This window comes from Arthrobacter sp. ISL-69 (genome assembly GCF_018613775.1).
Taxonomy (GTDB): Bacteria; Actinomycetota; Actinomycetes; order Actinomycetales; family Micrococcaceae; genus Arthrobacter.
The window spans coordinates 1-14,649 of record NZ_JAGGPO010000032.1 but is presented as its reverse complement, the minus strand read 5'-3'; the positions used below and the strand labels follow the sequence as shown (position 1 = coordinate 14,649).

Genomic DNA, 14,649 nt, shown 5'->3' with positions numbered 1-14,649 from the left:
AATGACTGGATCACTGAACGACGGCACCGGGAAGGACACCCGTGAGTCCCTCACCCGCGAACCACAGGCCCGTGAGGCCCTGGCGCCCGGTGTCTGGGGCGTCGTGGCCACACCGTTCCAGGGCAGCACGCTGGACGTGGACCTGGACAGCCTGTCCGAGCTGGTGGAGCACTACGAAGCCATCGGAGCCACGGGACTGACCGTCCTGGGCGTGTTCGGCGAGGCGGCAGCACTGACTGCGGAGGAACGCCGCCAGGTCCTCGAAATCACGGTCGAATGCACGAACCTCCCGCTGGTCGTGGGCATCACCGCGCTGGCCACACGACCCGCCATCGACGAAATCAAGGCAGCGCAGGCGGCGACCGGCGAGCGCCTGGCGGCCGTTATGGTGCAGGCCAACTCCGCCCGGCCCGAGGTGGTGATCGCACACCTGGATGCCATCCACCGGGCCACCGGCGCGAAGGTGGTGCTGCAGGATTACCCCCTGGCCAGCGGCGTCACCATCAGCACCCCTGCACTCATTTCCGTGGTGAAGTGGTGCAGCTTCGTGGTCGCAGTGAAAGCGGAAGCGCCGCCCACGAGCGTGGCCATCGCGGAGCTGACGGCCGCCGTCGGGGTTTCCGTCTTCGGCGGGCTCGGCGGGCAGGGCCTACTGGACGAGCTCATGGCCGGCGCGGCCGGCGCCATGACCGGTTTCTCCTACCCGGAGGCGCTGATCGCGTGTGTCCGGGCCTGGCAGCGCGACGGCTATGAGGCCGCCCGCGACCAACTGCTGCCATACCTGCCGCTGATCAACTTCGAGCAGCAGGCAAAGATCGCCCTGGCCGTCCGCAAGGAATGCCTGCGGAAGCGCGGCCTTATCAAGGACGCGGGCGTCCGGGCCCCGGCCGCGGCGTTCCCGGAGAAGCTGCGGTACAGCATGCTGACGCACCTGCGGGAAGCTGCGCACGCGCTGGAAGCACGCGCGGGCTCACCCGCCGCCAACAACCACACCTCTGTAGGGAGTTTCTGATGGACCTGGGAATCGCAGGCAAGACCGCCCTGGTGGCAGCCTCCACCGGAGGCCTGGGCCAGGCCGTGGCCCGCGCGTTGTCCGCCGAGGGCGTCCGCGTGGCCGTCACCGGCCGGCGCCGGGACCGCGCCAAGGAGATCGCCGCGGACCTCCACACCGCGTATGGCACAGGTGCCATCGCCATCGAGGCGGACCTGACCACCCCCGAAGGAATCGAGTCCGCCGTCGAACAGACCGTGGCGGACCTTGGCCCCATCGACATCCTGGTGCTCAACGGCCCCGGTCCCAAGCCCGGCGCCGCCGCGACGCTCAGCTCCGAGGACATCGCCGCGGCCTTCGAGCTGCTGGTCAAGCCGCACCACGCACTGATCTCCCAGGTCCTTCCGGGCATGCGGGAACGCCGCTGGGGCCGCATCCTCGCCGTCGGCTCCAGCGGAGTGGTGGCACCGCTGCCCAACCTGGCCGTGTCCAACACCGGCCGTGCCGCACTGGCCGGCTACCTCAAGACCCTCGCGGCCGAAGTGGCCTTGGATGCCGTGACCGTCAACATGCTCCTCCCCGGCCGGATCGCGACCGACCGGGTGGCCGAACTCGACCACGCCGCCGCCAAGCGCCGCGGCACGACGCTGGAGGAGATCCAGCTGGAATCCCGCAAGACCATCCCCGCCCGCCGCTACGGCGAACCCGAGGAATTCGGCGCCGCCGCCGCCTTCCTGTGCAGCGCCCCGGCGTCGTACATCACCGGCGTTGCGCTGCGGTGCGACGGCGGCCTGATCCGCAGCCTGTAGCTCCCCTCACACTTCAGAAGGAACCCCATGACTTCCACAGCACTTTTGCCCGAGACCGCGACAGACCGCGACCTCATCACCGCCCAGCACCTCATCAACGGCGAATGGCTGGGCGAGGCCGGCACCAAACGGATGAACCCGGCCCGCCCGGGCGAACTCGCAGCCCTCTCCCCCAGCGGCACCGCAGCGGACGTGGACGCCGCCATCACCGCCGCCTCAGCAGCGCAGCCCGGTTGGGCAGCTATGCCCGCACCGTCCCGCGGCGCCATCCTCATCACCGCCGGCAACCTGCTGATCGAACGCCAGGCCGCCATCGCCGAAGACCTGGTCCGGGAGGAAGGCAAGACCCTCGCCGAAGCCAAGGGCGAGATCAAGCGCGCCTCGGACGTGCTGCGCTTCTTCGGCTCCCTCGGCTGGGCCGCCACCGGCGAGGTCCTGCCCAGCGGCCTGCCGGACACCACCATCACCACCCGGCGCGAACCGCTTGGCGTCGTCGGGCTCATCACGCCGTGGAACTTTCCCATCGCCATCCCGGCCTGGAAGACTGCCCCCGCCCTGATCAGCGGCAACGCCGTGGTGATCAAGCCGGCCGAGCTCACCCCGCTCTCCGCCACCCACCTTGCCCGTGCGCTGCAGGACGCCGGACTCCCCGCCGGTGTGTTCAACGTGGTGCACGGTAAGGGCCGCGTGGTGGGCGACGCCCTGGCCCGCGACCCGCGCATCGCCGGACTCTCCTTCACCGGTTCCACGAACGTGGGGCTGGGGCTGCAGGAGATCCTGAACGCCCGCCGGGCCCGCGTCCAGCTGGAAATGGGCGGCAAGAACGGCGTCCTGGTCCTCGACGATGCCGATGCACGCAAGGCCGCCAAGGTGGTGGCTGCCGGAGCGTTCGGCCTCACCGGCCAGGCCTGCACCGCCACGTCCCGCGTCTACGTCACCCCCGGCATCCGCTCCGCCTTCCTCGACGCCCTCACCGAGGAAGCCGCCGCCTACACTCCCGGCAACGGCATGGACACTGACGGTCCGGACGCTGTCCGGATGGGGGCCGTGGTGAGCAGCCAGCAGCACGAACAGAACACCGCGGCGGTGCGGTCCGCCGTCGAACGCGGCGCCACGCTGCTGTCCGGTTCCGGGATCCTGGACGAAACGCACGACGGCGACGCGCACCGTCCGCTGTTCTTCCCGGCCGCCGTGCTCACCGGGCTGCCGTTCGACGACGCCGCCGTGACCGAGGAGATCTTCGGCCCGGTGGTGGCCGTCCTCGAAGTGGCCGACTACGAGGCCGGGCTCGCCGCGATCAACGACTCCCGCTACGGCCTCACCGCAGGCATCTGCACCGATTCGCTGGCCCGCGCCACGGACTTCGCCGCACGGGCCCAGGCCGGCGTGGTCAAGGTCAACCGGCCGACGGCGGGCCTGGACCTGAACGTGCCGTTCGGCGGCGTGAAGGACTCCTCCACCAACACGTTCCGCGAACAGGGCAAGTCCGCACTGGACTTCTTCACCTGGGGCAAGACCGTTTACACCGGTGTGTAGCGCGCCATGACCTACGTGATCGCGCAGCCGTGCGTGGATGTGAAGGACAAGGCCTGCATCGAGGAATGCCCGGTGGACTGTATCTACGAGGGCGAACGCTCGCTCTACATCCACCCGTCCGAATGCGTGGACTGCGGCGCGTGCGATCCGGTGTGCCCGGTGGAGGCCATTTACTACGCCGACGATGTTCCGGATGAGTGGGCGGACTACGTCTTGGCCAACGTGGAGTTCTTCGAGGAACTCGGGTCGCCCCAGGGCGCCTCGCCCCTCGGGAACCTGGGCCGCGACCACCCGGTGATCGCAGCCCACCCCGTGGCCGAACCCGCCCACTAGTCAAGCGCGAACGGACACTTGAGGCCCAACCGAATGGACCGCCGCTCCCTCAGACCCCAACTGAGGGAGCGGCTTTTTCGTGCGCCGGGCTCCAGTGCTACCAACGCGGCCCGACGACGTGAGCCAAGTGCCGCCGTCGTGCGTCGATGCCGTTGCCGCAGGCAAATATCGCCCAGACTCTGGACTCTTGGGCGGGGGCCAATCAGACTGTCTACAACAGCTGGCCCGGCAGGCCGGAATTACCCGTATTCAAGGTGGCAGGGAATGTGCAGCTGCATCATTTGGGGCTTTACCGCGATGCCTGTTCCATAACCCTGAAAGGACCTGGTCATGCCGGACTTGTCAGCTTTTTTCCCGCTAATTGCCGCCCTCATTGGGGCGATTGCCGTCATTGGATTTATTTGGGTGGCAATAAAACTGATGTGGAAAGTGGCTGAACCTAACGAGGCCCTCATCATCTCCGGCCTCACCCGCGGAACCCTTGAAACCCGGGCCGGAATGGACTTCAAGATCGTCACCGGCAAGGGTGCACTGGTATTTCCGGGGCTTCAGACGGTGCGCACTTTGTCGCTCACCCTGAATGAAACTGAGCTCAAAGTTTCCTGCGTTACTTCGCAGGGCATCCAGGTGATTGTCGAAGGTGTGGTGATTTACAAAATCGGCGACGCCCCGCCGTTCATTGCAAATGCGGCCAGGCGTTTCCTGGGCCAGCAGCCCAAAATGGAAAGCCAGGTGTACAACGTCTTTGAGGGCCACCTGCGGTCGATCATCGGTAGCATGACAATGGAGGAAATCATCCGCGAGCGGGACAAGCTCGGCTCGCAGGTCCGCAGCGCCAGCGGCGTGGAAATGGAGAAGCTGGGCCTGGTGGTGGATTCGCTCCAGATCAAGGACCTGCAGGACCCCACCGGGTACATCCAGAACATCGCCAAGCCGCACATTGCCCAGGTAAAGATGGAAGCCCGCATTGCCGAGGCCACCAGGAACCGCGAAGCCGCCGAGAAGGAAGCGGAGGCGGCGGCGCTCATCGCCGACGCCCAGAGCGTTTCGGCCATCCGGCAGTCGGTGGCGCAGGCCAACGCCGAGCGGGCCAAGGCCAATGCCGCCCAGGCCGGCCCGTTGGCGGACGCAACGGCCCGACAGCAGGTGGTGGTCCAGGAGACCGAAGTGGCCAAGCTTGAGGCGGACCGCGAAGAGCAAAAGCTTCAGACCACCATCCGCAAGCCTGCGGACGCCAAGGCCTATGCCAAGCGTACGGACGCGGAAGGCCAGAAGGCTGCCGACATCAGTGCTGCCGAGGCACTGGCCCGCCGCACCGAACTCGAAGCCCAGGTGAACGCCCGGCGGACGGAACTCCAGGCCCAGGCCAATGCCACGGCTGCCGCGGCCGCTGCCGGCGCCACGAAGGTCACCGGCGAGGCGGAAGCCGCAGCCACCAGGGCACGCGGTGATGCTGCCGCGTCGGCCATCAAGGCCAAGGCGCTCGCGGAGGCTGAGGGTATCAAGGCCCGCGCCGAGGCACTCGGGACCAACCAGGACGCCGTCATTTCGCAGCAGCTGGCCGAGAACATGCCTGCCATCATCGCCGCGGCAGCCGAGCCATTCTCGCATGTGGGCCAGATGACGGTGCTGAACGGCGGCGAAGGGGTCAACAAGATGCTCGGCGGGATCCTCGCCCAGGTGGGCGACTACCTTCCTGCCCTCTCCTCCGCGCTGAAAAACTCGCGGAAGGGCCCTGCCCAGGGCGACGGCAGGCCAGCGAAAGCCCCCGATGCATAAAAACGTTGACCGCAGCCTTACCGGAAAGATCGGACGGGTGACCGGGCGCATCGGCCCGGGCACCATCGGCGAAGTCATGCTGCCGTATCTCGGCGGCACCATGGCCTTCCACGCCCATCCGTTCGACAAGGCCAGTGTGTTTGCGGTGGGCGAGGAAGTGCTGGTCATCTACTTTGATCCGCCGCAGACGGTCTACGTGGACGAGCTGCCGGAGGTGTTGAGGCACGACGGCGGGCGGTGAGTGAGGGCGGCCGTGGGCTACTGCGATCATGCCTGTTGCGGTCAGAACCGCCACACCGAGTACGGAACGCTCGGCAGGTTTCCGGCCATCCAGGGGCGGTCGGACTGCTCCCGAGGGAGCTGTCCGCGGCCGTCACGAATGACCACCACTACCGTTCCGATGACCCCTACGAGGGCGACAACGGCAAGGAAAATAAGGACGACGACGATTGGCCCGGACATTTCTGGAACACCTCTTGTTACCAATCTTACGGCGATCTGATCCGGCTGCCGATGGACCCGCGCCCTGGTCCGCTGCACCCTGATTCCCCGACGTCTTAGGTCCGCAAGCGCGGAAGTCTAGACGGCTGACAACACCGGGCGTATCCTGATTTTCCATCGCCACTGGGGGGTGATCTGGATGGGCGGCACTTCGCGTGATCGTTGCCTGGTTGCCCTGCGCCCATTCCTGCTCGCCATCCTGCTGACCGTTGCCTGGCTGGCGTGGGCCGCTGGCTCCGCGAATGCTGCATCCGAAGAGCCGAACCCGCTGGGCGCGATCGAGCAGGCAACCGTTTCAGTTCTGCAGGACGCCGGCAGCACGTTCACACCGGCACGCCCGGATGTTCCAGCCCATGCCGCCGCCGTGCCGTTTCCGGTCTCCGGCACGGCGGCGGCCGTGGCCAACGTCGCGGATCGCGTGCCCGGCGAGGCAATTGATGTGACCGTTGTGGTGAACAGGGCTGCCCCGCAGCTTACTGACTCACTCGCCGACACGGTGGTTACCGACACGGACACGGTGGCCGGCACGGTGGACACAGCTGTCTCAGTGGTCGACTCGTTGGCGCCGGACTTGCCGGGCGTTCCGGTACCCACCGTGCCGCCGTCGGGCTTTGACGCGGTGACGGCGGCGCCCGCCCGCGTCGGCCCTGAGGCAACTGCCCGTGCCGGTTCGCAGGCGGCCAAGGACACCGCCGCCGCTCCGCAGCAGGCCCGGCGCGCGGTTTCGCCGTTGGAGTTCCTGGCGAATACGCAGGCGCTGCGGGCGTTGGCGGCAACCATTGGCTACGTTGTTTCGGCAGCGCCCGCGCCGACAAACGCGGCGGAGCCCGAACAGGTGTTCCGCTTCGCTGCCCTGCAGAACCAGTCCGGTTCCGCGTCCGCAGGTTCTGGCAGCGTCGGCGCCGACGCTTCGGCCGACGTCGCGGCGTTCTGGAACATCCTGCACGATGCCCGCAGCGGCCTCATGCGGGACGCGGCCCTGGTCCCTGCCGCGGGCCCGTCATTTGATCCGGGGTCTTCCCCCGACTGAGTAGGCCACCTCTGCGCTCTTTCAGGCAGAGCATGGCCACCCACGCCGTCGTCGGCGTAAGGAATCAACACTCAGTCAGGAGAAAAGTCATGTCCAGCTACGCCCAGCTCTTCAGCGCCACCCCGATCGTCCGGTCCACACCCGCCCGTGCCTCCATCGGCAACTGGCCCGACCCCATGAACCCCATTGCCCGGGCAGGGTCGGCGGCCGGCCGCTGACCCCAGGCTGGTCCGGATGTTGTCCAGCGCCCGTCTGGGGGGTGGTACGGGGCGGCATCCGGGCCTTGCAATAATTCGGGCCCGCCCTTGAGGACGAGCCACTCGGCCACACCCGGCGGCGAGCGCCGCCGTCGTGCTTCAACTCAGCCCGGCTGTTAACCCAACCTTCTACTCCCCGTCATTCCCGCTCCCCCGTTAGGCAACACGCCCCGCGCACCGTGGAGGGGTGAGGATCGCAATCGTTGCTGAATCATTCCTGCCACTGATGAACGGGGTTACGCACTCCATCCTTCGGGTGCTGGAGCATCTGCAGGACCGGGGCGATGACGTTATGGTGATCGCCCCGTCGACACAGGACACAGAGGTCTTGGATGTGGTGCACGGCGCGTCCGTGCACCGGCTTCCATCGGTGCCGCTGGCCGGGTACACGAACGTGCGGGTGGCGTTGGGCGGTGTGAACCGGGTCAAGAGAATCCTTGCCGATTACGCCCCGGACGTTGTCCACCTCGCGTCCCCGTTCGTGCTCGGCTGGCGGGCGGTGCAGGCGGCACACCAGTTGGGGATCCCCACTGTGGCCATCTACCAGACCGAGGTTCCCAGTTACGCGGCGCGCTACGGGGTGCCGTTCATGGAGAACTGGGCCTGGAACCGGGTGGAGAACATCCACCTGCTGGCTTCCCGGACTCTGGTGCCGTCCACTTTCGCGCTGAACCAGCTTCGCGGCCGCGGTGTACTGCGGGTGGACATGTGGCGGCGCGGTGTGGATACCGCGCGCTTTGCGCCGGGAAAGCGAGACGACGCGTGGCGGGCCTCCGTGGCCCCCGGCGGCGAGCGGATCATCGGCTACGTGGGCCGGCTTGCCGTTGAAAAGCAGGTGGAGGACCTGGCCGTGCTGGCCGATGTGCCGGGCACCAGGCTGGTGATCGTCGGCCACGGCCCGCAGCGGGAGGCGCTGCAGGAAGCCCTGCCGGACGCCGTATTTGCGGGGTTCCTCGGCGGTGAGCAGCTGGCCAGGGCGGTAGCGTCCTTCGACCTGTTCGTGCATCCCGGCGAGTTCGAGACGTTCTGCCAGACCATCCAGGAGGCCATGGCATCGGGCGTGCCGGTGGTGGCCACAGGACGCGGCGGCCCGCTGGACCTGGTGGAGAATTCCCGCACGGGCTGGCTGTACAAGCCCGGCGACCTGGCCGGGCTGCGGGCGCATGTCATGGACCTGATGGGCGACGACGCCAAGCGCCGCGCGTTCGCGGCGGCAGCGCACGCCTCGGTCCAGGGGCGGACGTGGCCCGCGTTGAGCGCGGAGTTGGTGCGCCATTACCGGGCGGTGATGGCCGGCGAGCCGGTGGTTGAGCCTGCGCTTGCACCCGTGCTCGCAGAAAGCCGCCGCGTTCCGGTGGTCGCGCCCGTCCAAATCAAAAGAGGAGTGTCCGTGTGAGAATTTCCGTGACCGGCTGCGGCTACCTCGGTGCCGTGCACGCAGCAACCCTGGCGTCGATGGGCCACATAGTGGTGGGCATCGACGTCGACGCGGCCAAGGTGGACCAGCTGGCCCGCGGTTTCGCCCCGTTCTTCGAACCGGGCCTGGACGAGCTCCTGCAGGACGGCCGCGCCACCGGCCGCCTCACGTTCTCCACGGATTTCGCTGCCGCGGCCGGCGCGCAGGTGCACTTCCTCTGCGTGGGTACGCCGCAGTCCAAAACGTCCGACGGCGCCGACCTCAGCTACCTGGTGTCCGCCACCGAAAGCCTCCTTCCGCACCTGGCCCCGCGCTCCGCCGTCGTGGGTAAGTCAACGGTCCCGGTGGGGACGGTCGAGATGCTGGCCGGGATCCTGTCCGGGCGCCCCGACGTGCTGCTCGGCTGGAACCCTGAGTTCCTGCGGCAGGGGACCGCGGTGAAGGACTCCCTGGTGCCGGATCGCCTGGTCTACGGCGTACCGGGAGGAAAGGCTGCGGCGTTTGAGCACACCAGCGGGGCAGGCCGCGGCGTGACGGCTGCGATGGATGCCGTCTACGAGCCGCTGCTGCGCGCCGGGATTCCGCGGCTGGTGTGCAACTTCGCCACGGCGGAACTGATCAAGTCGGCGTCGAACGCGTACCTCGCTACCAAGGTCAGCTTCATCAATGCGATGGCCGAGCTGTGCGACGCGTCCGGCGCGAACGTCACCGAACTGGGTGAGGCGATGGGCCTGGATCCGCGGATCGGCAGCCGGTACCTGCATGCCGGGCTGGGGTTTGGAGGCGGCTGCCTGCCCAAGGACATCCGCAGCTTCCGGGCACAGGCCGCGGCTCTCGGAGTGGATTCGGTGGACGAGTGGATGGGGGTGGTGGACGCCATCAACCTGGGCCAGCGGCGGCGGACGGTGGAGATCGCCGCGGAGCTGTGCGGCGGCTACCTGGCCGGCCGGACGGTTACAGTGCTGGGTGCTGCGTTCAAGCCGGCAACGGACGACATCCGCGACTCCCCCGCCCTGGACGTCGCCCTGCAGCTGGCCGCGGCCGGCGCCCACGTGACGGTGACGGATCCGAAGGCCATCAACAATGCATGGATGCGGTACCCGCAGCTGAGGTTCGAGAAGTGCACGGACCGCGCCCTCGAAGGCGCCGAGCTGGTGCTGCTGCTGACTGAATGGGACGAATACCGTTCGCTGTCGCCGCTGGTTGCGGGTGCGCTGGTACGACGCCGGACGGTGCTGGATGCACGCAATGTGCTGGACGCTGCGGAGTGGCGGGCGGCGGGCTGGACGGTGCGCGGGCTGGGGACCGGGGCTAACGCGGTCGTCGACCTCGAGCCGAACCTCGCAGGAACGAAGCCCGCGGATTCTGCCCATGTCACCGGGGCTCCTGCCGGATCCGGACGCCCGGGAGTCCAGATTACCTAGCGCTGAGATTCACAATGAGGGGTGAGGGCGCTCCAATATCCTCAGCCGAAGTTTTGTTGCCGTGAATTCTTTGTTGCTTTTTGCCGGCGTTTTTTCATGTGACAAGCGGTCCTGATCTTCGCACTCTATGATGTGCGGAGGGAGGACATTCTATGAAGAAATGGCGGTCTCACGTGTTCTTTAGGGTGCTGTGATGGCGGTGCACGAAAGCCAGGAACCAAGGGCATTTTCGGGCACTGATTATCAGGCCATCATCGATTCACTTCCTGACGCCCTTTTGGTGCTTGCCCAGAATGGCACCATCGTCCTCGTGAATGCCGCGGCCGAGCATTTGTTCGGGTACTCCAGACAGGAACTTGTTGGCCGGGACCACCGGGGCATTCTTGCCGAGGGAGACCGCCAGGGTTTCCAGCGCCTGTTCAAAGTCCTCCGCAGGGATCAGGAATCCGGACACAGCTCACCGTTCGAGGCGTACGCGGTCAGGAAAGACGGTACGAAATTCAGGGGCGAGATCGCATGCGCTCTCCTGGATACGGCTGCGGGACTTTGCATGTCTGTGTCGGTCCGGCCCATGCAGCATCGTGAGGAACCCGACGACGGGCTGCGCGAGGCCATGTCCCTTCTCAGCGCCACGCTCGAGTCCACGGCTGACGGCATCCTTGTGGTCGGCACTGACGGCCAGATCGCCGGTTTCAATGAACAGTTCGTGTCCATGTGGGGCATTCCGCGCGAATTGCTGGCAAAGCACGACGATGAAGCAGTGATCAGCTACGTGCTCGGGCTCCTGGAAGATCCTCAACGCTTCCTGGACAAGGTCCACGAGCTCTACTCCCACCCGCTGGCGGAGAGCAATGACGTTCTGAAATTCATCGACGGCCGAACCTTCGAACGGTACTCGCGCCCGCAGAAAGTGGCGGACAAGGTGGTGGGCCGCGTGTGGAGCTTCCGCGACGTTACACCGCGGCTGGCTGCCCAGGACCAGGCGAAGCGTGCCATGGCGGATCTCGCCGAGCAGGCAGCACAGCTCAAGGCGCTGGCGTTCCAGGACCCACTGACCGGTCTTGCCAACCGCAAGCTGTTCAACGACCAGCTCGCCGAGGCACTCCGCGGCGACCGGGCCATCTCGGTGGATGTCCTGCTGCTGGATCTGGATGACTTCAAAGAGGTCAACGACATCCTCGGCCACCACGCCGGCGACGAAATGCTGACGGAGGTGGCGCGCAGGCTCCGTTCGTGTGTCCGTCCTGACGACACCGTCGCCCGTCTGGGCGGAGACGAATTCGTGGTGCTGCTGACAGCTTCGCCGGAACCGGATGCCGTCGCAGAACGCATCGTGGCGTCGCTGAATGTTCCAATGTGGATTGACGGAACCATGTTGCGACCCAGCCTCAGCCTGGGCCTGGCCTCGGTGGGCAGCGATACTGTGGCGGGCTCCGAGCTTCTCCGCCAGGCCGACGTCGCCATGTACGCCGCCAAGGCCGCCGGCAAGAACCGGTACATGCGGTTCGAGCCGGACATGATGACGGCGCTGGTGCAGCGCACGGATATGGACGCCGGGCTGCGCATGGCTGTAGACGGCGGCCAAATCTTCGTGCACTACCAGCCGGTCATTTCGCCGCGTCACGGTGAGGTTGTCCAGTTTGAGGCACTGGCCCGCTGGAAACGGGACGGGGAGATGATTCCGCCCGGACAGTTCATTCCGACGGCGGAGCGCAGCGGGCTGATCTCCGCCATTGGCCTGCACGTGTTGCGGCATAGTTTCACCGAGCTGCAACCGTGGCTGGCTGCGGATGCCACGCGCTCCGTAGCCGTCAACGTTTCTGGTGTGCAGCTGAAGGAATGCAAGTTCGCCGACAGCGTTTTGCAGCTGGCCGCCTCTTGCGGCGCGGATCCCCGGCAGCTGGTACTGGAAGTGACGGAGAGCGTCTTCTTCGATCCGGATGCGCACGTGATCCTGCAGTTGGACCTGCTCCGTGACGCCGGGGTGCGCGTGGCGCTGGACGACTTCGGCACCGGATACTCCTCACTGGGGCGGCTGCAGGATCTTCCCGTGGACGCCGTGAAGATCGACCGATCCTTTGTCTCCATGGTCCGCACCGGCGCAGAGAAACTGCCCATCCTAAACTCCATGATCAACATGGCCCACAGCCTGGGTCTGACGGTTACAGCGGAAGGCATCGAGACCACGGCGCAGGCGACCTACCTGACCAACCTGGACTGCGATTCCCTGCAGGGTTATCTGTTCTCCCACCCTGAACCCGAGTCCGGCCTGGAACTCGCGCTGCTCCGCTCAGCCGACGCCATCGACGAGATGCGGGGCGTCCGGCTCGAAGGCTGACCGGGCGGGGGGCTCGACGGCTGACCGGACGGAGGGCTCGACGGCTGACTGGCGCGACGGATCGACGCGATCGACGGGCCCGCACTACCCGTCGAGTCCCTCGACCACGTCGATTCCGGTCAGGTCGTAACAGGCCTGGCGCAGGGCTGCCAGGTATCCCATGGTCTCTGCCGATGCCGGCTGATTGCTGGGATGCAGGATTTGGCTCCACAGGATCCGAGTCGCGATGCCGGATTGGACCCGGATTTCCGGAGGAGCCGCTGCGGTGACCTTCTCCAAGGTCACCATAGCTTCCTTCGGGGGAACGCTTCCCTCGTTGAGCACCTTGAAGCCTTGTTTCCACACACTGCAGACTTCGTCGACGCTCATTGTTGGAACCGGCTCGGACTGCTGTGCGTCCGGGGCCGGCCTTTGAACGATGATGGGCGGTGGATCCGAAGACTCTACGGTGGGGTGCTCAAGAGCCTCGGCCGCTGCGGACGAATCTGGAGCCCGCCCCTCAGCTGTGGGCGCCGCGGGCCCTTCCACAGGCAGCGAGCACCCAACCAGCCCCAGTGCGGTAGCGATGGCCAGCGCAGCGATGAACTTCTTCATGGTTCCCCCTCATAGCGAATGTCACCACGCTATGAGGGCACAGGGGCAAGCGGAACGGAGGCCAAGCGGTATGTGGATAACCGTGCCTACGAATCATGCGCTCGGCCCCTGAGCCTGGGGCGCGCCTACCCCTGAGTCAGCTTCGCTGGTCGATCTTGTCCGTGCTGACCAGAGCTTCACTTCTATCCCACAGCTGCCGCGCCAGCTGGGCGTCGTAGGCCTGTTTGTTGGCTTTGGCCAGTGCTCGCTTGGCATAGTAGGCGCCGGAAACCCAGTCCTGCCCGGGCGTGGTGGTGGCGAGCCACACGAGGGTGTCTGCTCCCTGCTCCGGGGTCAGCATGAAGCGTTTGATGAATGTTTTATAGGCGAACCGGAACCAGCTGGTCGATTCCGCCGCGAAGTTGGTGGCCACGCCGCCCGGGTGGAACGCGGCCGTGGAAATGCCGGCTGCGTTGTACCGGTGGTGCAACTCGGTGGTGAACAGGATGTTTTCGAGCTTGGAGGTCCCGTAGGCCTTGCTGGTGGAGTATTTGCCAGCGGCGTCAAGGTCATCGATATCCACGTACCCGAAAGCGTTCGCCGCGCTCGACGTGTTGATCACCGTCGCATTGCTCGCCGTCAGCACGTCCATCAGCTCGTTGGTCAGCAGGAACGGCGCCAGGTGGTTCACTTGGAAAGTCTTCTCGTGGCCATCCACGGTCAGCTCACGATTGCCCATGATTCCGCCGGCGTTGTTCGCCAGAACGTCGATCCGCGGGTACTTTTCGCTCAGCTGTGCAGCAAGCGTGCGCACCTGGGACAGCTCAGCGAAGTCGCTGACGAAATAGTCAGCGCCGATCCCTTCCGCCACCGCCCGGGTCTTTTCCGCAGAACGCCCGACGACGACGACCCGCTCCCCTGCCTTCGCCAGCGTCCGCGCGGCGGAGGCTCCGATGCCGTCGCTCGCTCCGGTAATAACGATGGTCCGTGCAGCCATGAAGTGTCTCCCAATCGATGGTGGAGCGTGCCGATAGCCGGCGTCCCGAGCCCAGTCAGTACAACGAGGGTGGCGCCACTGGTGTTCCGACCACGTTCTCTCAGTTCCTGCGGGAGAATCGCGGACGCTCTCTCACTTTTCGCGGGAAAATCCCGGATGCCCTCTCACTTTTTGCGGGAGAATCGCGGACGCTCTCTCGGTTTTTGAGGGAGAATCCCGGACGCTCTCTCATTTTTTGCGGGAGAATCGCGGACGCTCTCTCGGTTTCCGCTGAATGACGACGGCGGTGTGGGGTTTGGGTGCCCGGCCGGCCTGTGCAGGGGGTGGGAGAGGGTGCCCGGGAAGGGTGCAGGATGTGGGAGGGGGTCCTGGCTGTTCGGGTTTTTGGTGGTGTTCCGGTCCGGTGGTGGGCCGGTGTGGGGGTGGTTAACGTGGGAGAGCCCCAACCAGTTCCCTGGTTGGGGCTCTCGACCTAATGGTTGTCCGGCGGTGACCTACTCTCCCACACCCTCCCGGGTGCAGTACCATCGGCGCTGTGGGTCTTAGCTTCCGGGTTCGGAATGGGACCGGGCGTTTCCCCCACGCTATGACCGCCGTAACCCTTCTACCCGGACCCCCGGCATGGCTGGGGGTTGGGAAAACCTGTGGTTACAACATTAGTGGT

At 66.3% G+C, this 14,649-nt stretch carries 14 protein-coding genes and 1 rRNA gene; 11 read left to right on the top strand and 4 right to left on the bottom strand.

Going from position 1 to position 14,649, the window contains the following annotated elements:
- Position 1 precedes the first annotated feature (1 nt).
- The 6 genes from J7I79_RS20120 (at position 2) to J7I79_RS20095 (ending at position 5,689) form a co-directional block, all read left to right on the top strand.
- Positions 2–1,012 (top strand): dihydrodipicolinate synthase family protein, encoded by a 1,011-nt coding sequence (locus tag J7I79_RS20120; protein WP_251043071.1) that lies wholly within the window; start codon positions 2–4, stop codon positions 1,010–1,012.
- On the top strand, positions 1,012–1,800 hold the full coding sequence (locus J7I79_RS20115; RefSeq protein WP_214956299.1) for an SDR family oxidoreductase: 789 nt from the start codon (positions 1,012–1,014) through the stop codon (positions 1,798–1,800). The genes J7I79_RS20120 and J7I79_RS20115 overlap by 1 nt, the downstream gene beginning before the upstream one ends.
- A 27-nt stretch (positions 1,801–1,827) precedes the next feature.
- A complete protein-coding gene (locus tag J7I79_RS20110; RefSeq protein WP_214956297.1) occupies positions 1,828–3,336 on the top strand; it encodes an aldehyde dehydrogenase family protein in 1,509 nt (502 codons plus the stop codon).
- A gap of 6 nt (positions 3,337–3,342) precedes the next feature.
- Positions 3,343–3,669, top strand: coding sequence for a ferredoxin (gene fdxA, locus J7I79_RS20105; RefSeq protein ID WP_214956296.1), 327 nt, complete (start codon positions 3,343–3,345; stop codon positions 3,667–3,669).
- 330 nt (positions 3,670–3,999) lie between these two features.
- A complete protein-coding gene (locus tag J7I79_RS20100; RefSeq protein WP_214956294.1) occupies positions 4,000–5,448 on the top strand; it encodes a flotillin family protein in 1,449 nt (482 codons plus the stop codon).
- Positions 5,441–5,689: a hypothetical protein gene (locus J7I79_RS20095; protein ID WP_104172816.1), complete on the top strand. Its 249-nt coding sequence runs from the start codon at positions 5,441–5,443 to the stop codon at positions 5,687–5,689. The genes J7I79_RS20100 and J7I79_RS20095 overlap by 8 nt, the downstream gene beginning before the upstream one ends.
- A 41-nt stretch (positions 5,690–5,730) precedes the next feature.
- On the opposite strand, the gene J7I79_RS20090 is transcribed toward J7I79_RS20095, so the two are convergent.
- Positions 5,731–5,910, bottom strand: coding sequence for a hypothetical protein (locus tag J7I79_RS20090; RefSeq protein ID WP_214956292.1), 180 nt, complete (start codon positions 5,908–5,910; stop codon positions 5,731–5,733).
- A gap of 178 nt (positions 5,911–6,088) precedes the next feature.
- Between J7I79_RS20090 and J7I79_RS20085 the strand changes: the two genes are divergently transcribed.
- The 5 genes from J7I79_RS20085 to J7I79_RS20070 all read left to right on the top strand — a co-directional run bounded on the left by J7I79_RS20085 (position 6,089) and on the right by J7I79_RS20070 (position 12,415).
- Entirely contained in the window at positions 6,089–6,979 is an 891-nt protein-coding gene (locus tag J7I79_RS20085) for a hypothetical protein (protein WP_214956290.1), read from the top strand.
- A gap of 89 nt (positions 6,980–7,068) precedes the next feature.
- Positions 7,069–7,197, top strand: coding sequence for a hypothetical protein (locus tag J7I79_RS24665; protein WP_285291486.1), 129 nt, complete (start codon positions 7,069–7,071; stop codon positions 7,195–7,197).
- Between the two features lie 226 nt (positions 7,198–7,423).
- Positions 7,424–8,632 carry a glycosyltransferase family 1 protein gene (locus J7I79_RS20080; protein ID WP_311380620.1) on the top strand — a complete coding sequence of 403 codons (1,209 nt, stop codon included), beginning with the start codon at positions 7,424–7,426 and terminating at the stop codon, positions 8,630–8,632.
- On the top strand, positions 8,629–10,077 hold the full coding sequence (locus J7I79_RS20075) for a UDP-glucose/GDP-mannose dehydrogenase family protein (protein WP_311380619.1): 1,449 nt from the start codon (positions 8,629–8,631) through the stop codon (positions 10,075–10,077). The genes J7I79_RS20080 and J7I79_RS20075 overlap by 4 nt, the downstream gene beginning before the upstream one ends.
- Before the next feature lie 193 nt (positions 10,078–10,270).
- The gene (locus tag J7I79_RS20070) at positions 10,271–12,415 is read left to right on the top strand and encodes a bifunctional diguanylate cyclase/phosphodiesterase (RefSeq protein WP_214956288.1); all 2,145 of its coding nucleotides are present in this window, start codon (positions 10,271–10,273) and stop codon (positions 12,413–12,415) included.
- 84 nt (positions 12,416–12,499) lie between these two features.
- Here J7I79_RS20070 and J7I79_RS20065 read toward each other — a convergent pair whose 3' ends face one another.
- The 3 genes from J7I79_RS20065 to rrf all read right to left on the bottom strand — a co-directional run bounded on the left by J7I79_RS20065 (position 12,500) and on the right by rrf (position 14,583).
- A complete protein-coding gene (locus tag J7I79_RS20065; protein ID WP_214956286.1) occupies positions 12,500–13,009 on the bottom strand; it encodes a hypothetical protein in 510 nt (169 codons plus the stop codon).
- A 136-nt stretch (positions 13,010–13,145) separates the two neighbouring features.
- Complete coding sequence (locus tag J7I79_RS20060) at positions 13,146–13,985, bottom strand: SDR family NAD(P)-dependent oxidoreductase (RefSeq protein WP_214956284.1); 840 nt, start codon at positions 13,983–13,985, stop codon at positions 13,146–13,148.
- Positions 13,986–14,466: 481 nt separating this feature from the next.
- Positions 14,467–14,583: ribosomal RNA gene (gene rrf, locus J7I79_RS20055) — 5S ribosomal RNA — on the bottom strand.
- Positions 14,584–14,649 lie beyond the last annotated feature (66 nt).